This window comes from Actinomadura harenae, assembly GCF_003696215.1.
In the GTDB taxonomy this organism is placed as follows: Bacteria; Actinomycetota; Actinomycetes; order Streptosporangiales; family Streptosporangiaceae; genus Spirillospora; species Spirillospora harenae.
Window position 1 is genome coordinate 1 of record NZ_RFFG01000086.1, and the last position, 20,871, is coordinate 20,871.

18 protein-coding genes and 1 pseudogene are annotated in these 20,871 nt (G+C 73.4%); 8 read left to right on the forward strand and 11 right to left on the reverse strand.

What is annotated here, in order from left to right; translation table 11 throughout:
- Nucleotides 1–956 (reverse strand): serine/threonine-protein kinase (locus EBO15_RS32870; protein ID WP_147481767.1); only part of this gene is annotated, 956 nt, incomplete at its 3' end.
- A complete protein-coding gene (locus EBO15_RS32875) occupies nucleotides 953–1,747 on the reverse strand; it encodes a hypothetical protein (protein ID WP_147481768.1) in 795 nt (264 codons plus the stop codon). The genes EBO15_RS32875 and EBO15_RS32870, both read right to left, overlap by 4 nt.
- Before the next feature lie 500 nt (nucleotides 1,748–2,247).
- Here EBO15_RS32875 and EBO15_RS32880 point away from each other — a divergent pair, with 500 nt between their 5' ends.
- Nucleotides 2,248–5,607: a DEAD/DEAH box helicase gene (locus EBO15_RS32880; RefSeq protein WP_233616590.1), complete on the forward strand. Its 3,360-nt coding sequence runs from the start codon at nucleotides 2,248–2,250 to the stop codon at nucleotides 5,605–5,607.
- Between the two features lie 138 nt (nucleotides 5,608–5,745).
- Nucleotides 5,746–7,821, forward strand: a complete 2,076-nt coding sequence (locus tag EBO15_RS32885) for a phosphocholine-specific phospholipase C (RefSeq protein ID WP_122198408.1) — start codon at nucleotides 5,746–5,748, stop codon at nucleotides 7,819–7,821.
- 1 nt (nucleotide 7,822) lies between these two features.
- Here EBO15_RS32885 and EBO15_RS32890 read toward each other — a convergent pair whose 3' ends face one another.
- On the reverse strand, nucleotides 7,823–8,512 hold the full coding sequence (locus EBO15_RS32890; protein WP_122198377.1) for a glycerophosphodiester phosphodiesterase: 690 nt from the start codon (nucleotides 8,510–8,512) through the stop codon (nucleotides 7,823–7,825).
- A gap of 69 nt (nucleotides 8,513–8,581) precedes the next feature.
- Here EBO15_RS32890 and EBO15_RS32895 point away from each other — a divergent pair, with 69 nt between their 5' ends.
- Nucleotides 8,582–9,469: an alpha/beta fold hydrolase gene (locus tag EBO15_RS32895; RefSeq protein ID WP_122198378.1), complete on the forward strand. Its 888-nt coding sequence runs from the start codon at nucleotides 8,582–8,584 to the stop codon at nucleotides 9,467–9,469.
- Between the two features lie 154 nt (nucleotides 9,470–9,623).
- Nucleotides 9,624–10,529: an oxygenase MpaB family protein gene (locus EBO15_RS32900; RefSeq protein WP_122198379.1), complete on the forward strand. Its 906-nt coding sequence runs from the start codon at nucleotides 9,624–9,626 to the stop codon at nucleotides 10,527–10,529.
- A gap of 63 nt (nucleotides 10,530–10,592) precedes the next feature.
- Here EBO15_RS32900 and EBO15_RS32905 read toward each other — a convergent pair whose 3' ends face one another.
- The 4 genes from EBO15_RS32905 to EBO15_RS32920 are packed head-to-tail and all read right to left on the reverse strand — an operon-like array spanning nucleotide 10,593 to nucleotide 13,775.
- Nucleotides 10,593–11,522, reverse strand: coding sequence for a RecB family exonuclease (locus tag EBO15_RS32905; RefSeq protein ID WP_233616587.1), 930 nt, complete (start codon nucleotides 11,520–11,522; stop codon nucleotides 10,593–10,595).
- Nucleotides 11,523–11,532: 10 nt separating this feature from the next.
- Nucleotides 11,533–12,243: an MBL fold metallo-hydrolase gene (locus EBO15_RS32910; protein WP_122198410.1), complete on the reverse strand. Its 711-nt coding sequence runs from the start codon at nucleotides 12,241–12,243 to the stop codon at nucleotides 11,533–11,535.
- A gap of 10 nt (nucleotides 12,244–12,253) precedes the next feature.
- Nucleotides 12,254–13,087 carry a PHP domain-containing protein gene (locus EBO15_RS32915; protein WP_122198380.1) on the reverse strand — a complete coding sequence of 278 codons (834 nt, stop codon included), beginning with the start codon at nucleotides 13,085–13,087 and terminating at the stop codon, nucleotides 12,254–12,256.
- Nucleotides 13,088–13,133: 46 nt separating this feature from the next.
- Nucleotides 13,134–13,775 (reverse strand): DUF6758 family protein, encoded by a 642-nt coding sequence (locus tag EBO15_RS32920; protein ID WP_122198381.1) that lies wholly within the window; start codon nucleotides 13,773–13,775, stop codon nucleotides 13,134–13,136.
- Between the two features lie 114 nt (nucleotides 13,776–13,889).
- Between EBO15_RS32920 and EBO15_RS46345 the strand changes: the two are divergent.
- Nucleotides 13,890–14,138: pseudogene (locus EBO15_RS46345) on the forward strand (NUDIX domain-containing protein); the annotation flags it as partial.
- 40 nt (nucleotides 14,139–14,178) lie between these two features.
- On the opposite strand, the gene EBO15_RS46350 reads toward EBO15_RS46345, so the two are convergent.
- Nucleotides 14,179–15,669, reverse strand: coding sequence for a CPBP family intramembrane glutamic endopeptidase (locus EBO15_RS46350; RefSeq protein ID WP_147481769.1), 1,491 nt, complete (start codon nucleotides 15,667–15,669; stop codon nucleotides 14,179–14,181).
- A gap of 111 nt (nucleotides 15,670–15,780) precedes the next feature.
- A complete protein-coding gene (locus EBO15_RS32940; RefSeq protein ID WP_122198384.1) occupies nucleotides 15,781–16,722 on the reverse strand; it encodes an HpcH/HpaI aldolase/citrate lyase family protein in 942 nt (313 codons plus the stop codon).
- Nucleotides 16,723–16,765: 43 nt separating this feature from the next.
- Between EBO15_RS32940 and EBO15_RS32945 the strand changes: the two genes are divergently transcribed.
- Entirely contained in the window at nucleotides 16,766–17,281 is a 516-nt protein-coding gene (locus EBO15_RS32945) for a hypothetical protein (RefSeq protein WP_122198385.1), read from the forward strand.
- 56 nt (nucleotides 17,282–17,337) lie between these two features.
- Here the strand turns inward: EBO15_RS32945 and EBO15_RS32950 are convergent, their stop codons facing one another.
- Nucleotides 17,338–18,264 (reverse strand): RNA polymerase sigma-70 factor, encoded by a 927-nt coding sequence (locus EBO15_RS32950; RefSeq protein ID WP_122198386.1) that lies wholly within the window; start codon nucleotides 18,262–18,264, stop codon nucleotides 17,338–17,340.
- Nucleotides 18,254–18,835, reverse strand: a complete 582-nt coding sequence (locus tag EBO15_RS32955) for a carboxymuconolactone decarboxylase family protein (protein WP_122198387.1) — start codon at nucleotides 18,833–18,835, stop codon at nucleotides 18,254–18,256. Before EBO15_RS32955 ends, EBO15_RS32950 begins: the two co-directional genes overlap by 11 nt.
- A gap of 127 nt (nucleotides 18,836–18,962) precedes the next feature.
- On the opposite strand from EBO15_RS32955, the gene EBO15_RS32960 reads away from it, so the two are divergent.
- Complete coding sequence (locus EBO15_RS32960) at nucleotides 18,963–20,294, forward strand: magnesium transporter MgtE N-terminal domain-containing protein (RefSeq protein WP_122198388.1); 1,332 nt, start codon at nucleotides 18,963–18,965, stop codon at nucleotides 20,292–20,294.
- Nucleotides 20,291–20,803 carry a DUF1003 domain-containing protein gene (locus EBO15_RS32965; RefSeq protein ID WP_122198389.1) on the forward strand — a complete coding sequence of 171 codons (513 nt, stop codon included), beginning with the start codon at nucleotides 20,291–20,293 and terminating at the stop codon, nucleotides 20,801–20,803. The genes EBO15_RS32960 and EBO15_RS32965 overlap by 4 nt, the downstream gene beginning before the upstream one ends.
- Nucleotides 20,804–20,871 lie beyond the last annotated feature (68 nt).

Genomic DNA, 20,871 nt, shown 5'->3' on the forward strand with positions numbered 1-20,871 from the left:
GCACCCGCCGCGCCCGCCGTTCCGGCGACGGACGCGGCGCCGCCCAGGGCGGCGAGGGGGAACGACGCGGCCAGGGCCATGGCGAGTCCGGCCAGGGCGCGGACGCCGCGGGTCTCCCACTCCGCCCCGTACGCGGCGGACGCGGCGGCCTCCAGCTCGGACGCGAACTCGGCGGCCGACGGCGGACGGTCCGGAGCGTCCTTGGCGAGGCCGCGTCCGACCAGGGGACGCAGGCCCTCGGGCAGCCGGTCCAGCGGCGGCGCGGCGGTGAGGTGCAGGTGCGCGAGCTCGGCCCGGCTCGCGGCGGCGAACGGCCGCCCGCCCGTGACGGCCTCCACAAACACGCAGGTCGCGGCATACACGTCGGTGGCGGGCGTGGCGGGCCCGCCGCGCCACTGCTCGGGCGCCATGTACGCGGGCGTCCCCACCGCGGACGCCTCGCCGACCGGCACCGCGATCCCGAAGTCGACGAGCTTGCTCAGCCCGTCCGCCCGGACGACCACGTTGCCCGGCTTGTAGTCGCGGTGGACGATCCCGGCGGCGTGCGCGGCGGCGAGCCCCCGCAGCGAGCCCTTGAGGACGGTCAGGGCCGCCTCGGGCGCGAGCGCGCCGTTCTCGGCGAGGACGCGCGCCAGCGGGACGCCGTCCACCGCCTCCATCACCAGCGCGGCGCCCTCCGGCGCGGTCACGAACCGGAACAGCCGCACGACGTGCGGGTCGGCGACCCGGCCGAGCATGACCGCCTCGTCCCGCAGCCGTGCGAGGCGCCGCTCCCGCTCGCCCGGGTCGTCCGCGGCGTCCGGGGCGACGTCCAGGTACTTGATCGCGACCGGCGTCCCGTCGCCCTCGTGCCGCGCGAGGACGACCCGTCCCTGCGCGCCCGCGCCGAGCTCGCGCAGCTCCTCGAACCCCGCGACCCGCCACCGTCCGGCGGCGGTCCCGCCGGGCGGGGTCATTTCTTGGTCGCCGCGTCCTGGAGCCGGGACAGGACGTCCGGCCTCACGATGCCCTTGAGCTTGGAGTACGGCGTGTTGAAGCTGAAGCTCGAGCAGTCGGTGCCGATCGTCGACCAGACCAGGTTCAGGCCGTTCCGGTCGAAGTACAGCCCGGCGCTCGGCGGCGTCTCGACCGGGCCCTCCTGCTTGCCGGGCAGGAAGTCCTTGCCCTGGAGGTCGGACAGGCCGCACTGCTTCCAGTCGTCCTTCGGGCCGGACAGCGCGTCCCACAGGTCCTTCGGGTCGTTGAAGGCCTTGTCGGTCAGCACGTCCTTCGCGCCGAGGGCCTTGCCGGCCTTGACGTCCACGGTGACCGGGACGGTCGGCAGCGCCTCCTCGCTCTCGAAGCAGGGGATCATGGTGAACGCGCTGGTCGCGGACACGATGTCCGGGCCGCCGAGGCCGAACCGCACCTTGGTCTGGATGATGCTCGGCTTGCCCTGGCACTGCTTGCGCCGGTCGGCGTCCAGCGTCGCGCCGAACCACTTGACCGCCCAGTCCAGCGGGGCGCGGAACTCCTGCCCGATGCGCTCCTCGGCGGCCTTGTCGGCGAGCCCGCCGACCTTGACGTACTCGGCGTCCTTGAACCTCACCAGCTGCTGCGGGTGGTCGCTGTTGTCCTGGAGGACGACCGTCCCCTTCGCCGGGACGTCCGCGGCGGCCGGTCCCCCGGCTCCGCCTCCGCCTCCGGACGAGCACCCCGCCACAGCCGTCCCGACCAGCGCGGCCGTGACCACCGCCACACTCCGCATGACCGTCCGCATCCGTGCCGCCTCCCTCGTCCGTCAATCTGGGCGCATCACAGAATGTCAGGATCTGGACGGAACGGCGGCCGGGACCGGCCACCTGGAACGCGGAAAACCCCGGTACCGCAGGGCATGGGGAATACCCCAGATCGGGGAAACGTTGGGACAGGTGATCGGCTATTGGTGTAGGTACACCAGCGCCGGTACACTGCGTCGCGGAGTGTGACCGCACGCAGCCACAGTGAGTGACTGCTTTCAACCCCTGACTGCGGTCGCCGTAAGGAATTGATCGACGGCTGGTCCCTCCCGCGCGAGCGCGCGGCCACGGAAAGCGACCGGCGGGCAAGCGGCCTGCCGGGACCGCAGCCGTGCGAGGTCGGCCCGGAGCACCGGCGAACGGGCTCCGGCGGAGCCGACGGCGCTGCGCCGCGAACGGGAGCGAGGACCCCGCATATTGGAGGCTGGAAGCCCTGACTACCTTCGCTGACCTCGGGGTCGTACCCGAGATAGCCGATGCCCTGAAAGCCGAGGGCATCGTCGACGCGTTCCCCATCCAAGAGCTCGCCCTGCCGATCGCGCTGGGCGGCCACGACATCATCGGCCAGGCCCGCACGGGCACCGGCAAGACGCTCGCGTTCGGCATCGCCGCGCTGCAGCGCATCGAGCACGGCCACGTGAAGCCGCAGGCCCTGGTCATCGCGCCGACCCGTGAGCTGGCCCTCCAGGTCACCGACGACCTGCTGGTCGCGGGCGGCAAGCTCGGCACCCGCGTGCTGTCGGTGTACGGCGGCCGCGCGTACGAGCCGCAGATCGACGCGCTGCGCTCCGGCGTGGACGTCGTCGTCGGCACCCCGGGCCGCCTGCTCGACCTCGCCAAGCAGAAGCACCTCGACCTCTCCGAGGTCAAGGTCCTCGTGCTGGACGAGGCCGACCGCATGCTTGACCTCGGGTTCCTGCCCGACATCGAGCGGATCATCAAGCGCGTCCCGGAGAAGCGCCAGACGATGCTCTTCTCGGCGACCATGCCGGGCGAGATCGCCTCGCTGTCCCGCCGCTACCTGACCCGTCCGACGAACGTCCGCGCCGAGGCGCACTCGGAGTCCGAGGCGACGCCGCAGGTCCAGCAGTTCGTGTGGCAGGCGCACCAGATGGACAAGCCGGAGATGGTCGCCCGCCTGCTCCAGGCGGACGGCCGCGGCCTGACCATGGTGTTCTGCCAGACCAAGCGGGCCTGCGACCGTGTCGCCGCCGACCTGGTCCAGCGCGGCTTCGACGCCGCCGCCGTCCACGGCGACCTCGGCCAGTCCCAGCGCGAGCGCGCGCTCCGCGCGTTCCGCAACGGCAAGATCGAGGTGCTGGTCGCCACCGACGTCGCCGCGCGCGGCCTCGATGTGGACGACGTCACGCACGTCGTCAACTTCGAGTGCCCGGACAGCGCGGAGACCTACGTCCACCGCATCGGCCGCACCGGCCGCGCGGGACGCGAGGGCACCGCCGTCACCCTGGTCGACTGGTCGGACATCCCGCGGTGGAAGCTGATCAACACCACCCTCGACCTGGACTTCGCCCAGCCCGAGGAGACCTACTCCAGCAGCCCCCACTTCTTCGAGGCCCTCGGCATCCCCAAGGGCACCCGGGGCACCCTCCCCAAGGAGCGCCGCCACGGCCGCGCCGGCCTGGAGGCCGAGGAGCTGGAGGACATCGGCGAGACCGGCAAGACCCGCAGCCGCGACCACGGCCGTGACCGTGACCACGGCCGTGATCGTGACCGCGACCGCGACCGGGGCCGCGAGCGGCCTCAGGGCCGGGTCCGCGACCGTGAGCACGACCGCGACCGCGACCAGGACGAGGAGGCTCCGCGCCGCAACCGCCGCTCCCGTTCCCGCACGCGCACCCGCGCCGGCCGTCCGCTCGCCGAGGAGCAGGCCGACGCGCAGGCCTTCGTGGAGCCGGCCGTCGAGCCGGTCGCGGAGCCCGCCGTTCCCGCCGTGGAGCCCGCGCCGCGTCCCGCCGCGCAGGACGAGTCCACCGAGACCCCGCGCCGCCGCAAGCGCGGCCGGGGCCGCAAGGACCGTCGTGCGGCCGCGCAGCCGGCCGTGTCCACCCTGGACACCGCGCCCCCGGCGGAGGCCCTGGTCGAGGACGCCCCCAAGCGTCCCCGTCGCCGCGTCACGACGTCCCAGGACGAGGTCCTGGCCGCCGAGCGCGAGGCCGTCCGCAGGGCCGCGACCAGGCGAGACGCCGAGCCCGCGCCCAAGCGCACCCGGACGCGCCGGAACGCCGAGGCCGAGGCCCCGCGCGACACCGCCGCGACCGCCGAGGCCGCGCCGAAGCGCACGCGGACCCGCAAGGCCGTCACGACCGAGGCACCCGCCGAGGTCACGGCCACCGTGGACGCCACGGACACCGCCGAGGCGGCGCCCAAGCGCACCCGGGCTCGCAAGAGCACCGCGGCTGAGGCTCCGGCCGCGCAGGACGTCACGGCCGAGGCTCCCGTCGAGGCCGCCGCGACCGCAGAAGCCGCGCCGAAGCGCACACGCGCCCGTAAGACGGCCGTGAACGCCGAGGTCACCGCCGCGGACACGCCGGACACCACCGAGGCCGCGCCCAAGCGCACGCGGGCTCGCAAGAGCACCGTGAGCGAGGCTCCGGCCGCGCAGGCGGGGACCGACGCTCCGACGGAGGTCAAGGCCACCACGGACGCTGCGGACACCGCCGCGACCGCGGAGGCCGCGTCCAAGCCCACGCGTGCTCGCCGCGCCGCCGGGGCTCCGGCCGAGGCGACCGTCGAGGCCACCGAGGCCGCGCCCAAGCGCACGCGGACCCGCAAGGCCACCACGACCGAGGCACCCGCCGAGGTCACGGCCACCGTGGACGCCGCCGCGCCGAAGCGCACCCGGGCTCGCAAGAGCACCGTGAGCGAGGGCACGGCCGCGCAGGCGGAGACCGACGCTCCGGCGGAGGTCAAGGCCACGCGGACGCGTAAGGCCGCCGCGACCGAGGCACCCGCCGAGGTCACGGCCACGGACGCGACGGACACCGCCGCGACCGCAGAGGCCGCGCCGAAGCGGACGCGCGCTCGTAAGAGCGCCGCCGCCGCTGAGGTCACGGCTGCTGAGGTCACGACCGCGGACGCTGTGGACGCCGCTGCGTCCAAGCCCACGCGGGCCCGCCGCGCCGCCGGGGCTCCGGCCGAGGCGACCGTCGAGGCCACCGAGGCCACCGAGGCCGCGCCGAAGCGCACGCGGACCCGGAAGGCCACCACGACCGAGGCGTCCACCGAGGTCACGGCCACCGTGGACACCGCCGCGCCGAAGCGCACCCGGGCTCGCAAGAGCACCGTGAGCGAGGACACGGCCGCGCAGGCGGGGACCGACGCTCCGACGGAGGTCAAGGCCAGGCGGACTCGTAAGGCCGCCGCGACCGAGGCACCTGCCGAGGTCACGGCCACGGACGCGACGGACACCGCCGCGACCGCGGAGGCCGCGCCCAAGCGGACGCGCGCTCGTAAGAGCGCCGCTGCCGAGGCTCCGGCCGCGCAGGACGCCGTCGAGGCGGCGCCCAAGCGGACGCGGACGCGTAAGGCCGCCGCGAGTGAGGCCGAGGCGGCCCCGGCCGTGGAGGCCGCGCCGAAGCGGACGCGGACGCGTAAGAGCGCCGCCGAGGCCGAGGCTCCGGTGGAGGTCAAGGCTCCGCGGGCGCGGAAGGCCGAGGCTGCCGACGGTGCCGAGGTCAAGCCCAAGCGCGCTCGGAAGGCCGCCGCTCCGGCGGAGGCCGAGGCAGCCGAGGCGGACGGCGCCGTCGCCACGCCGCGGCGTGCGCGGCGTGCGGCCGGGGCTCCGGTCGAGGCGCCGCAGGGCGTCTGATTCCCAAGGTGAGAAGCGCCGGTCCCGGTTTCCCGGGGCCGGCGTTTTCGTCTCGCTACTGAAGAAATTTCATGTCCGTTGCCGGGGTGATACCGGGCCGCCGTGCTCCCGTTACCGGGCGCGTTCAGCGTTCTCGGCATGAACTCCGGTCCCTCCCGCCGCCGTTTCCTCGCGTCCGGCGCCGCCGTCGCCGGGGGCGCGGCGGCCGCGTCGCTGCTCCCGCCGTCCGTCCACGCCGCGCTGGCGCGCCCGCTGCCGCCGGGCGGGTTGAGGGCGGTGAAGCACGTGGTGTTCCTCATGCAGGAGAACCGCTCGTTCGACCACTACTTCGGGACGCTGCGGGGCGTGCGCGGGTACGGCGACCGGAACGCGATCGAGCTGCCCGACGGGTACCCGGTGTTCCAGCAGAAGGGCCTGCTGCGGCACGTGAAGCCGTTCCTCGCGCGGGACGCCGTGGGCCACGGCCCGCTGACCGACGTGAACTACATCGCGGGCCTCGACCATTCGTGGGACGGCGGCCAGAAGGCGCGCGGGAACGGCTGGCACGACGGCTGGATCGGCGCCAAGCAGCTGCCCACGATGGTCCACTACGACCGCCGTGACCTGCCGTTCCAGTACGAGCTGGCCGACACGTTCACGATCTGCGACGCCTATCACAGCTCGGTGTTCGGCCCCACGAACCCGAACCGGACCTTCCACTGGACGGGCACGATCGGCGTCGAGCCGAACGGCCACCGCGCGGTCGAGAACGACGCGTACAGCGAGGACACGCATCCTGGGTACGCCCTCACGTCCTACGCCGAGCGGCTGTCGAAGGCCGGGGTGAGCTGGCGCGTGTTCCAGGAGTGGGACAACTTCACCGACAACCCGCTGGAGTTCCTGGTCACGTTCAAGCAGGTCATGCGGAAGGCGCTCGGCTCGTTCAGCCAGTACAGGAGCCTGACGGCGTTCTACGGGGACGTCGCGAAGGCCAAGCCCGCCGACCGGACGGCGATGCTGGCGAACCTGGACAAGGCCGTCGCCGCGCTCCCGCCGTCCGAGCGGGACCTGTTCGAGCGGGCGCTGCGCCGCGTGGACGGCGGGACGCTCGCGGGGCACTTCCGCGACACCGTCGCCAAGGGCGAGCTGCCGCAGGTGTCGTACATCGTGGCGTCCGCGGCCGATTCCGAGCATCCGGGGGCGGGCAGCCCGATCCAGGGCGCGGGGATCACCTACGAGGTGCTGGACGCGCTGGCCTCGCATCCCGGGGTCTGGGAGTCGACGGCGCTGTTCCTGCTGTTCGACGAGAACGACGGCTACTTCGACCACGTCCCGCCGCCGCTGCCGCCCGAGTCCGCGAAGGACGAGTGGGTGGACGGCAAGCCGATCGGGCTGGGCTTCCGGGTGCCGATGATCGTCGTGTCGCCGTGGACGGCGGGCGGCAACGTCTGCTCGGAGGTGTTCGACCACACCTCGACGATCCGGTTCCTGGAGCGCTGGCTGGGCGTCCATGAGCCGAACATCAGCGCCTGGCGCCGGACGGTCGCGGGCGACCTGACCTCGGCGTTCGACTTCACCCGGCGGGCGCGTCCGGCGCGTCCGGACCGGCCCTCGGATCCGCCGAAGTTCTACTGGCGCTGGCCCGCGCTGCCTCCGGTCGTCCAGAAGGACCCGGTCGTGGAGCCCGGCGCGAAGCCGTCCCGTCCGCTGCCCTACCGGCCGGAGGCGAGCGCCCGCCTGGACGGCGGCGCCCTGGTGATCAGCCTCGAGGACCGCGGCGCGACGTCGGTGCACTTCGCGCTCTACCCGTACGCGAAGGAGTTCGCGACGCCGCGCCACTACGACGTCGCGGGCACCCGGACCGACCGCGTCCCCCTCCAGGACGGGCGGTACCGCCTGACGCTGACCGGCCCGAACGGCTTCCGCCGCGAGTTCGCCGGGACGTCCGCGGGCAAGGCCGCCAAGACCGCCGTCGCCTCGTCCGTCAAGGGCGTCCGCGGCCTGGCGATCACGATCGAGAACGGAGGCCCGGACGCGCTGGCCTTCACCCTCGGGGCCCTCGCCTACGGGACGTCCCACCAGAAGGTCACGATCGCGGCCGGCGCGTCCCGCACGATCGCCTGGCCCACCTGGAACGGCTGGTACGACGTCGAGATCACGGCCGCCGAGGACCGGACCTTCCGCCGCCGCCTGATGGGGCACCTGGAGAACGGCCGCGCCTCGGCCACCGGCTGAGTCAGGAGGAGGCGGCGTCGCGCAGGCCGAGGGCCTGGCGGGGATGGTCGGTGATCAGGACCTCGACGCGCGGGTCGGCGAGGAAGCGGCGCATCTGGGGTTCGGCGTTGACCGTCCAGATCATCGCCGGGAACCCGGCGCGCGCGATCTGGGCGAGCACGCCGACCCGCGCCAGCCGGTGGTTGAGGGCGACCAGGTCGGCGCCGGACGCGCGGATCGCGCGCACCGGGGCGAAGTCGCGGTGCGCGCCGCGTTCCCACAGGCTGCGGCCGACCGACATCGCGACCCGGACGTGCGGGAAGTCGCGCTTGATCTGCCGGATGCTGGCGACGTCGCGGGTGGTGACGACGAAGCCGTCCGGTCCGAGGGCGGCCTCGGCCAGCTCGACCAGCTCGGTCTCGCAGCCGCGCTCCTTGAGGTCCAGATGGCCCCGGGCGCGTCCGGCGATGATCTCCATCGCCTCGCTGACCAGCGGGATCGGATGGTCGGACAGCTCGGCGGCGCGGTCGTGGGCGAGGCGCGAGAGCGGCAGGCCGCCGACCGTGGGATCGTGGTGGACGACCAGCGCGCCGTCGCCGGTGCGGCGGACGTCGATCTCGACGTAGTCGGCGCCCGATCGGGCGGCGTCGTGGAGTCCGGTCAGGCCCGCCGCGTCACGGCGGTGGGCGGAGACCGCCGGGTGCTGGGCCACGGCCCGAACGCTACCACCGAAGCCTCTTCAGGGGTGTTGTGACCGGGGCGTTCAGTATGCTGGCGGCCCGTGAGTACGCCCCGGTTCCTGACCCTGCCCTCCGGAGTGCGCCGGACGTTCGCCGAGACCTCCCGCGGGAGGTTCGCGGCCTTGGAGGCGCTGCCCGGCTCGGGCGTGCCCGAGCGCTGGCCGGCGCTTCTGGTGCCGGGCTTCACCGGGAGCAAGGAGGACTTCCTGTCCGTCCTGCAGACGCTCGCGGCGTCCGGGCGGCGGGTCCTCGCGATCGACCTGCGCGGCCAGTACGAGAGCCCGGCCGGGACGGGCCCCGAGTCCTACACGCGCGCCGCGCTCGGCGCGGACGTGGCGGCCCTCGCCGCGTACCTCGGCGCGGACGGCGACGTGCCCGTCCACCTGGTCGGGCACTCCTTCGGCGGGCTCGTCACGCGGGAGACCGTCCTGTCCCGGGCGGCGCGGGTCGCGTCGTTCACGCTGATGAGCTCGGGGCCGGGCGCGCTGACCGGGCCGTCCGCCGACAAGGCCCTGCTGCTGCGCGACTCGATCCCGCAGCTCGGCATGGAGCAGATCTGGTCGCTCGCGCTGGAGCCCGACGCCGTCGGACGCGGCGTCCCGCCGGAGATCGTCGCGTTCCTCAAGGCGCGGACGCTCGGCAACTGCGAGACCGGCCTGACGACCATGGCGACCGAGCTCACCTCCTGCCCGGACCGGGTGGACGAGCTGGCGAAGTTCATGGCCGACGAGGGCCTGCGCACGCTCGTCCTGTACGGCGAGGACGACGACGTGTGGGACCCGCGCGCCCAGGCCGCCATGGCCGAGGCCCTCGGCGCGGAGAAGGTCGTGATCCCGAGTGCCGCGCACTCCCCCGCCGTGGACGCCCCGGAGACGACCGCCACCGCCCTCACCGACTTCTGGGCCGCCGCCGAACGCGCCCTCCGCTGACGCCGCCCGTCCACCGCCGACACCGCCGATGCCGCCCGCCCTCCGCCGGCGCCGCCCGTCCACTGAGGCGCCCGCCACATTCGGGCGGGCGCGCTGGCCGAGCCGAATTCGGTAATGACACACTTACATCGGTTTGTCTCACCGGAGGTGCGTGATGGCGGCAACGGTCGTTCCCCCCGAAAGCGTCACCTGGCGCGTGCACATCGACCGGTCCATGTGGGTCGGCGGCGTCCGCGGCCTCATGCTCCAGGCCCTGCACCCGGTCGCCATGTGGGGCGTCTGGCAGAACTCCAACTTCCAGGAGGACCCGTTCGGGCGGCTCCAGCGCACCGCCGACTTCGTCGGGATGGCGACGTTCGGCAGCCCGGCGGAGATCGAGGAGCAGGCGGCGCGCGTCCGCGGCATCCACCGCAGCCTGCGCATCCTGAACCACGACACCGGCAGGAAGGAGCGCCTGGACCAGCCCGAACTGCTGCTCTGGGTGCACTGCGCCGAGGTCTCCTCCTACCTGGAGGTCGCGCGCCGCTCCGGCCTGCCGATCACGGACGCGATGGCCGACCGCTACCTGGACGAGCAGCGCCACACGGCCACGTTCGTCGGCCTGCACGCCGAGGACGTCCCCGGCAGCGTCCGGGAGATGGACGAGTACCTCAACGACATGCGGCCGGCGCTGCGCGTCACGGAGGAGGCGGCCGAGACCGTCCGGTTCCTGCTGTGGCCGACGCTGCCGGAGAACCTGCGGTTCCTGTCGCCGGGCAAGCCGGGCTACTTCCCGTTCGGCGCGCTCTGCTACTACTCGCTGCCCGTCTGGGCCCGCCGGATGTACGGCGTCCTGCCCGAAATGCCGCAGCCCGCCGTCACGGCCGCGCTGCGATCCTTCCGGACGGCCCTGAGCGCCGTTCCTGAGCGTCTGCACGACTTCGCCTTCGCCAGGCCCACCCGCGACATGCTGGAGCGCTCCCGGCGGCGTCTGGCGGCCGAGGGCTACGACACGCGGAACGGCCTCTACGGCCTCCGCGACCCCCGCCGCTGGCCCGGACACGCCCTCACCGACGCCTGACGATTCCCTGAGAACTTTGGGACGCGGCGTCAGGACCGCGTTCGTGGCGTCAGGACTGCGGCGTCAGGACTGCGGGGACTCGGACGTCGCCTCGGACGCCGTCTGGGCCTCGGCGGCGTCGAGGGAGGCCCACGGCTCCTTGCGGGGCGCGGCCTGAAGGCCCTCGGGGCAGTGCCGGGCGAAGTCGCACCAGGAGCACAGGTTGCTCGGACGCGGCGGGAACAGCTCGTCCCAGCGCGCGTGGTCGACCGGCGGCGCCTCGCCGGTGCGCGGACGCGGCACCCGGGACGCCTTGTACGCCTCGTCGGCGGCGGACGCCTCGTCCGCGATCTGCTCGGCGCGCGTGATGTGCCGTCCGAGGGACTCCTCGGTGTGCTCCCACACGGCGACCCCGCCGGACGGCAGGTGGTGCAGCTCGACCCGGCGGCACGGCTTGCGCAGCACCCGGGACGACGCGACCGCGTAGATCGCGAGGGCCAGCGAGCCGCGCGCGTCGTCCGGGGTCAGGACGTGGCGCCCGGTCTTGTAGTCGACGACGACGAGCTCGCCGCCGCGTTCGTCGAGGCGGTCGATGCGCCCGGACACCGCGATGCGGGACGTCCGGGTCGCGACCGTCCGCTCGACGCCGACCGGCTCGTCGGCCGGGTCGATCCTCGCGACGTACCGCTCGACCATCTCGCGCGCCCGGACGCGCCAGCGCGCGGACTGCTCGCCGTCCTTGAACCCGTCGGTGAGCCAGCCGCGCAGCAGCAGCGTCCCGGCGGCCTCGGGCGTGCGCTCCTCGAACGGGAGCTTCCACCAGTTCGCCAGCGCGTTGTGGACGCTCGCGCCCACGCTGTTGTGCGCCCACGGCGGGCCCTTCGGCGGGGCCGGACGGTCCAGGTAGGTCATCCGGTACTTGCGCGGGCAGTCCAGCCACGAGTTCAGCCGCGACGGCGTGCACGTGTACAGCCGTCGCGGCATGCCCTCGAAGCCGAGCTGCTCCTGCGCCAAGGCGGGCGTCCTACTCGTCGTCGCCCTCGGTGGCGAGCGCGCCCCAGCTCTCCCAGCGGGCGTCCTCCTCGCCGACGGTGGTCTCCTCGCCCTGGCCCGGCAGGACCCGCAGGTCCTTCGGCAGCGGGGTGAGCAGGGCGCCGATCGAGTTCAGCTGCTTGCGCAGGTCCTCGAAGGCGCCGCCGATCGAGCCCGGCCGGCCGCGGTGCAGGGTGTCGCCGGAGAACAGCACGCCGAGCTGCTCGCTGATCACGCTCACGCTGCCGGGGGTGTGCCCGGGGGTGTGCATGATCTCCAGCTGGGCCTCGGCGATCTCGAAGATCCCGCCGTCCTCGAGCCAGATGTCCGGCTCCAGCGAGCGGAGTGCCTTGGCGTCGTCCTCGTCGTCCTCCTCGCGGGCGAGGCGGCCGAAGAAGTCGCGCCAGAGCAGCCGGTCGGCGCGGTGCAGGGCGATCGGGGCCCAGTTCTCCTCGTCCTCCTCGCCGGCCGCGGCGACCTCGAGGACCACGCTGAGGCGGTGCTCGTTGCCGTCGGTCAGCAGGACGGCCATGACCTCGCGGTCGCCGACCTCCTTGAGGATGGCCTCGGCGTCGTTCGCCGGGTCGATCACGATGACCTCGTCGTCGTCGCCGACGATGTAGGTGTTGGTCTCGACCTCGTACTCGGTGTCGTCCAGGGTCACCCGACCCGACGTCACCACCTGTTCGATGCGCGCGTCCACGCCCCGCACCCTACCGCGCCCCGCCCGCGCGGGCGACGAGCCGTTCGAAGGCCTCCGGATCGGTCGTCTCGCAGCCGATCCGGTCGCCGCTCAGCTCTCCATGATCATCGCTGGAACCCGTCCCGACCAGGCCGAGTTCCGCCGCGAGGACGCGCAGGGCGTCCCGGTCGTCCGGCTCGTGGCCGGGATGGTCGATCTCCACGCCGTCCAGGCCGGTCCCGGCCAGCGTCCGGATCACCTCGTCGTCGAACACCTCACCGCCCCGCCGGACGCGCGGGTGCGCGAGGACCGACACACCGCCCGCGTCCCGCACCAGCCGGACGGCCCGCGCCGGGTCCAGCCCGTAGCGGGTCACGTAGGCGCGGCCGTCCCCGCCGATCCACTCCTCGGTGAACGCCTCGTCGGGGGACGCGACGGTGCCCGCCTCCACCATCGCGCGCGCGATGTGCGGACGGCCGATCCGCGCGCCGTCCGCGATCCGCTCGACCTGTTCCAGCGTGACGGACGAACCGAGCTCGCGGAGCCGCTCCACCATCGCGCGCCCGCGGGTGTCCCGTGCCTCCTGGATGCGCGCGAGCTCGGCGCTCAGTTCCGGGTCGTCCGGGTCGAAGTAGTAGGCGAGCAGGTGCAGGCTGCGGCCGTCGAGCTCGCAGGACAGTTCCATGCCGGGGACGAACGTCAGGCCGCCGGGAAGCGCGGCGCGGGCCTCGTCCCAGCCGCGCGTGGTGTCGTGGTCGGTCAGCGCCACGACGTCCAGCCCGGCCAGCGCGGCCCGGCGCATCACCTCGGCGGGCGGACGGGTCCCGTCGGACACGCTGCTATGGGTGTGCAGGTCGATCCGCATGCCCCGAGGCTAAGCGGTCGGACCGGTCGGACCGGTCGCAGGGAGGTCAGGAGTCGAGGAGAGGGGAAGGGGCGCCGAACGGGACGCTGATCTCGATGCCGGGTTCACGCAGGTCCAGCAGGGGCGGACGTTCCAGCATCAGCGCACCGGCCTCGGCGGGCCACAGGACCGTCCACAGCCACAGGCCCTTCGCCTCGCCCACGTAGGCGGCGCGGTCCTCCCCGGACGGCACGGCCCACATGGGCACCCCGTGCCCGGCGGACGGCCCGCCCGCCTCCAGTTTCACGTGCGGCGGGTCCGCGTCGAAGCCGAGGCCCGGATCCGGGCCCGGCAGGCCCGCGAAGTGCGCGCCGAGCCCCACGCCCGGCTCCTCCGCGACGAGCAGCAGGTCGGCGGGCCCGTGCAGCAGTCCCGGCCCGGCCAGCGCCACGGCGACGGCGCGCGCCCCGGACCGCTCGTCCCCCACGGTGGCGAACCCGGTGACCAGCCATCCCTTGGGCAGCGGCCAGGGAAGCCACACCGGTACGCGTGCGTCCCGCACGACCGCTTTCATGCCGTCCGTGTTCGGCCGTTTGGCGGGCTGCCGGGGGAGGACGGCTCCGTGCGTCTGGCACCACCAGTCGCTCGACCAGGCGTTCGGCGCGCGTAGACGCCCGGCGCAGCGTGGGCACGCCGTATCGGCCCTCATAACAATCCACGGTGTGCCGCGCCCCTCGCGAACGCAAGGTCGGCCTGGTCAAATGTGTCTATGCGTGTTCTTTGCGTCGGCGGAATCGTGCGGGACGGCCAGGGACGCCTGCTGATGGTGCGGCGCGGGCGCCCGCCGGGCGTGGGCCTGTGGTCCGTCCCCGGCGGACGCGTCGAACCCGGCGAGTCCGACGCCGACGCCGTGGCCCGCGAGCTGCTGGAGGAGACGGGCCTGGTCGTCTCGGTCGGCGCCCTCGCGGGCGTCGTCGAGCGGCCCGGCCCGGACGGCGTCACGTTCGTGATCAGCGACTACGCGGCCACGGCCGTCGGCGGCGTCCTGCGCGCGGGCGACGACGCCGCCGACGCCCGCTGGGTGCCCGTCCCCGAACTGGACGCGCTGCCCCTCACGCCGGGGTTGCTGGAGGCTCTGCGGGAGTGGGGGATGCTGCCCCCTGCGCCGGACGCTCCGGCCGGGCCTCCGGCTCCCGCGCGGGAGCCGGGGCGTCCTGAGGGGCCTGGGTCTCCTGAGGGGCCTGGGTCTCCTGAGGCTCCTGGGTCTCCTGGGGCCGGTCGTCGCCCGGGGCCGGGGTCCGGTTCGTGATGCCCATCCGGCGGGCGAGCCAGGTGACGGCGAGGGCGTAGAGCAGGAGGGCCGTCACGTCCGCGAGGACGGGCTGCCAGCCGACGCTGCCCTGGTCGAGGTCGAGGGTGCCGAGCGCGGCCGGGACGAGGAACGACATCACGTTGTTGAAGGTGTGCACGGCCATGCCGGACTCCAGGCCGCCCGTCCGGACGGCCAGCCAGCCGAGGATCGCGCCGAACATGAAGATGTCGACCGGGCCCCAGCCCGTGTAGTCGTGGCCGAGGGCGAACGCCACGCCCGCGACGACGATGCCCGGCCACGGCGTCCGCAGCACGCGGCTCAGGGCGCGGGCGACGGGCGCGGCGCGTCCCTCCAGCGTGTACGCGCCGACCGCCTGCACCAGCCAGCCGCGGAAGACGACCTCCTCGGCGGACGCCTGGAACGGCACCAGGACCAGCACGATCACGGCCGGGACCAGGAAGTTCCCCCAGCCGACCCAGTGGCCGCCGTCCCCGCCGTCGTCGCCACCGCCGAGCATCCCGACGAGCGCCGACAGCCCGAACGACACGGCCAGGAACGCCAGCGACAGCCCGCAGCAGGCCAGCAGCCAGCGCCACCGGATCCGGCCCGTGACCGACAGCAGCGTCCCCGGACGGCGGCGCTGGATCCACCACGCCGCGAACCCCGCGACCGGGATCAGCAGCGCCAGCCCGGCCAGGTTGAACACCAGGTCGGCGTTGGTGTTCCCGAAGATCGAACCGCCGTCGCCCGACTCGTTCAGGCGGCGCCCGGACGCGGCCCACACGATCATCATCGGGACGATCAGGACGATCATCGCGACGAACGCGCCGCCGAGGACGAACAGCGACCCGACCAGCGGACGCCACCACCGGTTCCGCTCCGTCCGGGCGAGCTGGTGGAACCGCCTCCCGGGCGGCGGATCGTCCGCCCAGGGCCGCTTGACCTGCTGATATCCGTATCCGCCGTACGGGTACGGCGGCTGCTGCTGCCCGTACCCGTAGGGATACGGCTGCGGGTACGGCCCCTGAGGCCCTTCCGGCCACCCGGCCTGCGGCTGCGGCGGTTGCGGTTGCGGCTGTTGCGGTTGCGGCTGTTGCGGCTGTTGCGCGTACGGGCCTTGCGGCCATTCAGCCCGCGGTTGCGGCCGCTGCGGCGGCCACTCCGGCTGAGGCTGGGGAGGCGGTGGCGGGTCGTCCTGCGGGGGGTGCTGAGCGTCCGGACGGGCCCAGCCGGACGGGTCCGGCTCCTGCGGCGAGTCGGACGGATTCGGCGGCCCTGGTCGCTCCGACACCTGCGTCTCCCCCGGTCAGCGGCAAGAAAAGGTCCCCGGTCGATAGTACGGTCGCGTCGCGGCGGACGCCCGGGTCCAGGGCCGACCTTTCAGGAGGTTCGCAGCCGGGTCTCAGCTTTCCGGGGCCTCGGAGGACCGCGTCCGGGCGAGCCCGGCGGCGCGTCCCTTGGCGGCGATCACGAGCGCCATCTTCCGGGACGCCTCGTCGATCATCTCGTCGCCGAGCATGGCCGCGCCGCGCCCCTCCACGGACGTCGCGTGCTCGTAGGCGTCCAGGATGAGCTCGGCGTGGTCGTAGTCGTCCTGGGACGGCGAGAACACCTCGTTCCCCGCGTCCACCTGGGACGGGTGCAGCACCCACTTGCCGTCGAACCCGAGCGCCGCCGACCGCCGCGCCACGCGCCGGAACGCGTCCACGTCCCGGACGTTGAAGTACGGCCCGTCGATGGCCTGGAGATCGTGCGCGCGCGCCGCGAGGAGGATGCGCATGAGGATGTAGTGGTAGGCGTCGCCCTCGGTGTATCCCTCCGGCTGCTCCCCCACGACCAGCGTCCTCATGTTGATCGACGCCATGAAGTCGCCGGGCCCGAAGACGAGGGTCTCCAGGCGGGGCGAGGACGCGGCGATCGCGTCGATGTTCGTCATGCCGCGCGCGTCCTCGATCTGGGCCTCGACGCCGATCCGTCCCACCGGCAGGCCGACGGCGCGCTCGATCTGGGTGAGGAGCCGGTCGAGCCACTGGACGTGCGAGGCGTCCCGGACCTTGGGCAGCATCAGGCAGTCGAGGTTCGCGCCCGCGCCCTCGACGACCTCGATCACGTCCCGGTAGGCGAACGGGGTGTCGAGGTCGTTGATCCGGACGACCCGGACCTTGCCCGACCAGTCGCCCTCGTTCAGCGCGGCGACGACGTTCTTCCGGGCGTCCGCCTTGGCCGACGGCGCGACCGCGTCCTCCAGGTCGAGGAAGATCTCGTCCGCCGGGAGCCCCTGGGCCTTCTCGATGAACCGGGGATTGCTGCCGGGGACGGCCAGGGTGGTACGTCGGGATCGCATGGCGCGGATGCTACCCACGCGCGGCGTGTGAGACGCTGGCGGCATGGGTGACACGCGATCGGCCCTGATCGAGGAGGCCCTCAAGAAGTCCGGCATGTTGTGGCTGGTCCTCTCGGGACTGCCGCAACCGCGCGCGGCCTGGCACGTCTGGCATGACGGGTCGGCGTACGTGCTCACGGGCGGCGAGGGCGAACAGCCCCTCCCCGGCCTGCCGGACGCGACCAGCGCGAAGGTGATGGTCCGCAGCAAGGACAAGGGCGGACGCCTCATCACGTTCACCGCCGCCGTGGAGATCGTCGAACCGGGCACCGCGCTCTGGGACGAGATCACCCCGGTCATGGCGAAGGAACGCCTCAACGCGCGCTCGCACGAGGGCCAGATCGACACCTGGGCCACCGACTCCTGGATCGTCCGGCTCACCCCGACCGAGGAGGTCGAGGAGGAACCGGGCGACTACGACGACTCCTACGCCGTGGTCCGGCCCCTCCCGACCCCCGCGACGACGGCCGGGTCCCCGCCCCGCCTGATCGGCTCCCGCCGCCGTCGCGCCGACCGCTGACACGCCCCGTCCATCCGCCTTCTGTCCGCTTTCTGTCCTGCCTTCTGTCCCGCCTTCTATCCGTCGAAGGTGCGTCCGGCGCGGACGGCGTGGAGCTTGTCGGGGTTGCCGACCATGTGGACGGTCGAGATCAGGCCGTCCTCGTCGGTCGTGACGCCGATCGTCCCGAGGACGCGTCCGCCTCCCTCCAGGATCAGCCCCGGCTCGCCGTTGATCTCGGCCCAGCTGATCGTCCACTCGCCGACCGGCACGCCCTGCCAGGGGCGGCCGATGATCCCGAGGAAGAACCGGGCGATCTTCTCCGGGCCGTGGATGACGCGCAGCGGGGCGCGGACCTTGCCGCCGCCGTCCGTCCACAGCGCGACGTCCGGCGCGAGGACGGCCATCAGCTCGTTGATGTCGCCGCCGACCGCCGCCTCCAGGAACCGGTCGACGGCGGCGCGCCGCTCGTCCGCGCGCGGGTCGAAGCGGGGGCGCCGCGCGTCCACGTGCTTACGCGCGCGCGTCCCGACCTGCCGCACGGACGCCTCGGACCGTCCGAGCACCGCCGCGATCTCGGTGTAGGGGAACCCGAACGCCTCGCGCAGCACGAACACCGCGCGCTCCAGCGGCGTCAGCGTCTCCAGCACCACCAGCAGGGCCGTCGACACCGACTCGGCGACCTCGACGTGCTCCGCCGCGTCCGGCGAGGTGAGCAGCGGCTCGGGCAGCCACGGCCCGATGTACTGCTCGCGCTTCGCCCGGGCGGACGTCAGCCGGTCCAGGGCCAGGTTCGTCGTGACGCGCACGAGGTACGCCTCGTCGTCGGCGACCTCGTCCCGGCCCGCCGACGACCAGCGCAGCCACGCGTCCTGGAGGACGTCCTCGGCGTCGGTGACCGTCCCGAGCATCCGGTAGGCGACCCCGAACAACCGGTCCCGGTGCGCCTGGAACCGCTCCGCGAGCCCCGCGCCGGACGGTGGCCGCCGCTGGTCAGACGGCACGGGCGTCCCCCTGTGCGGCGCGGTTCGCGGGGACGTCGCAGCGGTCCTTGAAGCCCTGGCCGGTGAGCCCGGCGGCGGCGTTGAAGCGTGAGCGCAGGTTCTCCACGGCCACCATCATGGTCAGCTCGACGAGCTGCCTCTCGTCCAGGAACGTCCGGAGCTCCGCGGTCAGCTCGTCGGTCACCTCGGGCGGGTCCGCGCACATCGCGTCGGCGTACTCCAGGACCAGGCGTTCCTCCCGGTCGAACAGGTCGGAGTCGCGCCAGGCCGGGACGGCCTCGAGCTTCTCCAGCGGGATCCCGTGCGTCGTCGCGGCCCAGGTGCCGAAGTCGACGCACCAGGAGCAGCCGATCCGCACCGCGGCGGCCATCTCGGCGAGGTCCTTGTAGCGGTGCGGCAGCGCCTTCCAGCGCTGTGCCTGGATCTCGAACAGCGAGTACGCCGTGGAGACGCCCATGTGGTGTCCCATCGCGCGAACCGGGTCGAGCTCCTTGCCGTACATGCGCAGGACGATCCACGCGGCGGCGCGGTACCGGAGCGTCCGCGGCGGGTCGAGAGAGATGCGTGCCATGTCTGTCCTCCTACCCTTCACCTGATGGACGACCGGGCGTCCGCGAGTGTGACATCTGGGGAAAACGCGTGGTTAACGTTGGTTAGGGGAATCGGATGACCGTCAAGATCATGGGTAGGCTCCGGGCATGAGCGGAGCTCCGAGCAGGGTCTTCATCGCGCGGCTGGCCGGTATCGCCGTGTTCGACCCGGCCGGTGACCAGATCGGCCGGGCGCGGGACGTGGTCGTCGCGCTGCGCCCGGACGACCGCCCTCCGCGCGTCCTCGGCCTGACCGTCGACGTCGCGCCCCGCCGCACCGTGTTCCTGCCGATCACCCGGGTCACCACGATCGAGGCGGACGCGATCATCTTCGACGGGCGGCTGAACGTGCGCCGGTTCCAGCAGCGCGCGTCCGAGACGCTCGTCCTCGCCGAGATGCTCGACCGGACCGTCCGGATGCGGGAGTCCGGCGACCCCGTCGCGGTCGTGGACGTCGCGATGGAGCCGACCCGCACCCGCGACTGGCTGGTCGCGAAGGTCGCGGTGCGCCGCGCGACCGGCCGCGGCCTGCGCCGTCGCGGCACGGGTGGCCGCGGGGGCCCGACGTCCGTGGTCGACTGGGAGGCCGTCGAGGGCTTCGCGACGATCGAGCACGGGCAGGGCGCGGCCGGGCTGATCGCCGCGTTCGAGAACATGAAGCCCGCCGACCTCGCCAACTTCGTCCACGACCTGCCGGAGAAGCGCCGCACCGAGGTCGCCGTCGCGCTCGACGACGAGCGTCTGGCGGACGTCCTGGAGGAGCTGCCCGAGGACGACCAGGTCGAGATCCTCGGCAAGCTGGAGGTCGAGCGCGCCGCCGACGTCCTGGAGTCGATGGACCCCGACGACGCCGCCGACCTGCTCGGTGAGCTCCCCACCGACCAGCGCGAACGCCTGCTGACCCGGATGGAGCCGCACGAGGCCGCGCCCGTCCGCCGCCTGCTCACCTACGCCGACAACAGCGCGGGCGGCCTGATGACCACCGACCCCATCGTCGTCGCCCCGGACGCGACCGTCGCCGAGGCCCTCGCCATGATCCGCAACCCCGACCTGAACCCGGCCCTCGCCGCGCAGGTGTACGTGTGCCGTCCGCCCACCGCGACCCCGACCGGCCGCTACCTCGGCACCGTCCACTTCCAGCGGCTGCTGAGGGAACCGCCGCCGACCCTGGTCAGCGGCATCGTCGACACCGAGCTCGACCCGCTGCGCCCGACCATGTCCCTGGAGGCCCTGGCGACCTTCCTGGCCACCTACAACCTGGTCGCGGGCGCCGTCGTGGACGAGACGGGCCACCTGCTCGGCGCGGTCACCATCGACGACGTCCTCGACCACCTGCTGCCCGAGGACTGGCGCGAGACCGTCATGGACGCCGACGCCGACGCCGCCGACGGTTCCTCCGACCCCGAAGAGGAAGCCCTGCGCGCCGGGGGCATCGCATGACCTCACGCCTCGACCAGCCGCGCGACCTGCGCCGCACCCTCCTCCCCCGGGTCCACTACGACCCCGAGTCGTTCGGCCGCCTGTCCGAGCGCATCGCCCGCTTCATGGGGACGGCCCGCTTCCTCGTCTACATGACGGCCGTGATCGTCGCGTGGATCGTGTGGAACGCGCTGGCCCCGTCGTCCCTGCGCTTCGACCCGTACCCGTTCATCTTCCTGACCCTGGTCCTGTCCCTCCAGGCGTCCTACGCGGCCCCCCTGATCCTGCTCGCCCAGAACCGCCAGGACGACCGGGACCGCGTCCAGTACGAGCAGGACCGCTCCCGCAACGACCGCAACATCGCCGACACCGAGTACCTCACCCGCGAGATCGCCGGCCTCCGCATGGCCATCTCGGAGGTCGCCACCCGCGACTTCCTCCGCTCGGAACTCGAACGCATGCTCCGGGACCTCGACAACAAGAACGGCCAGAAGGACCCCGGGCCCTCGATCTCACCCTCGAACCCGTAGCTCCGGCGACCGCGTTCACCTGCATTGATATGGGAAGTTCCATCAATTCACGTCCCATATCAATATTG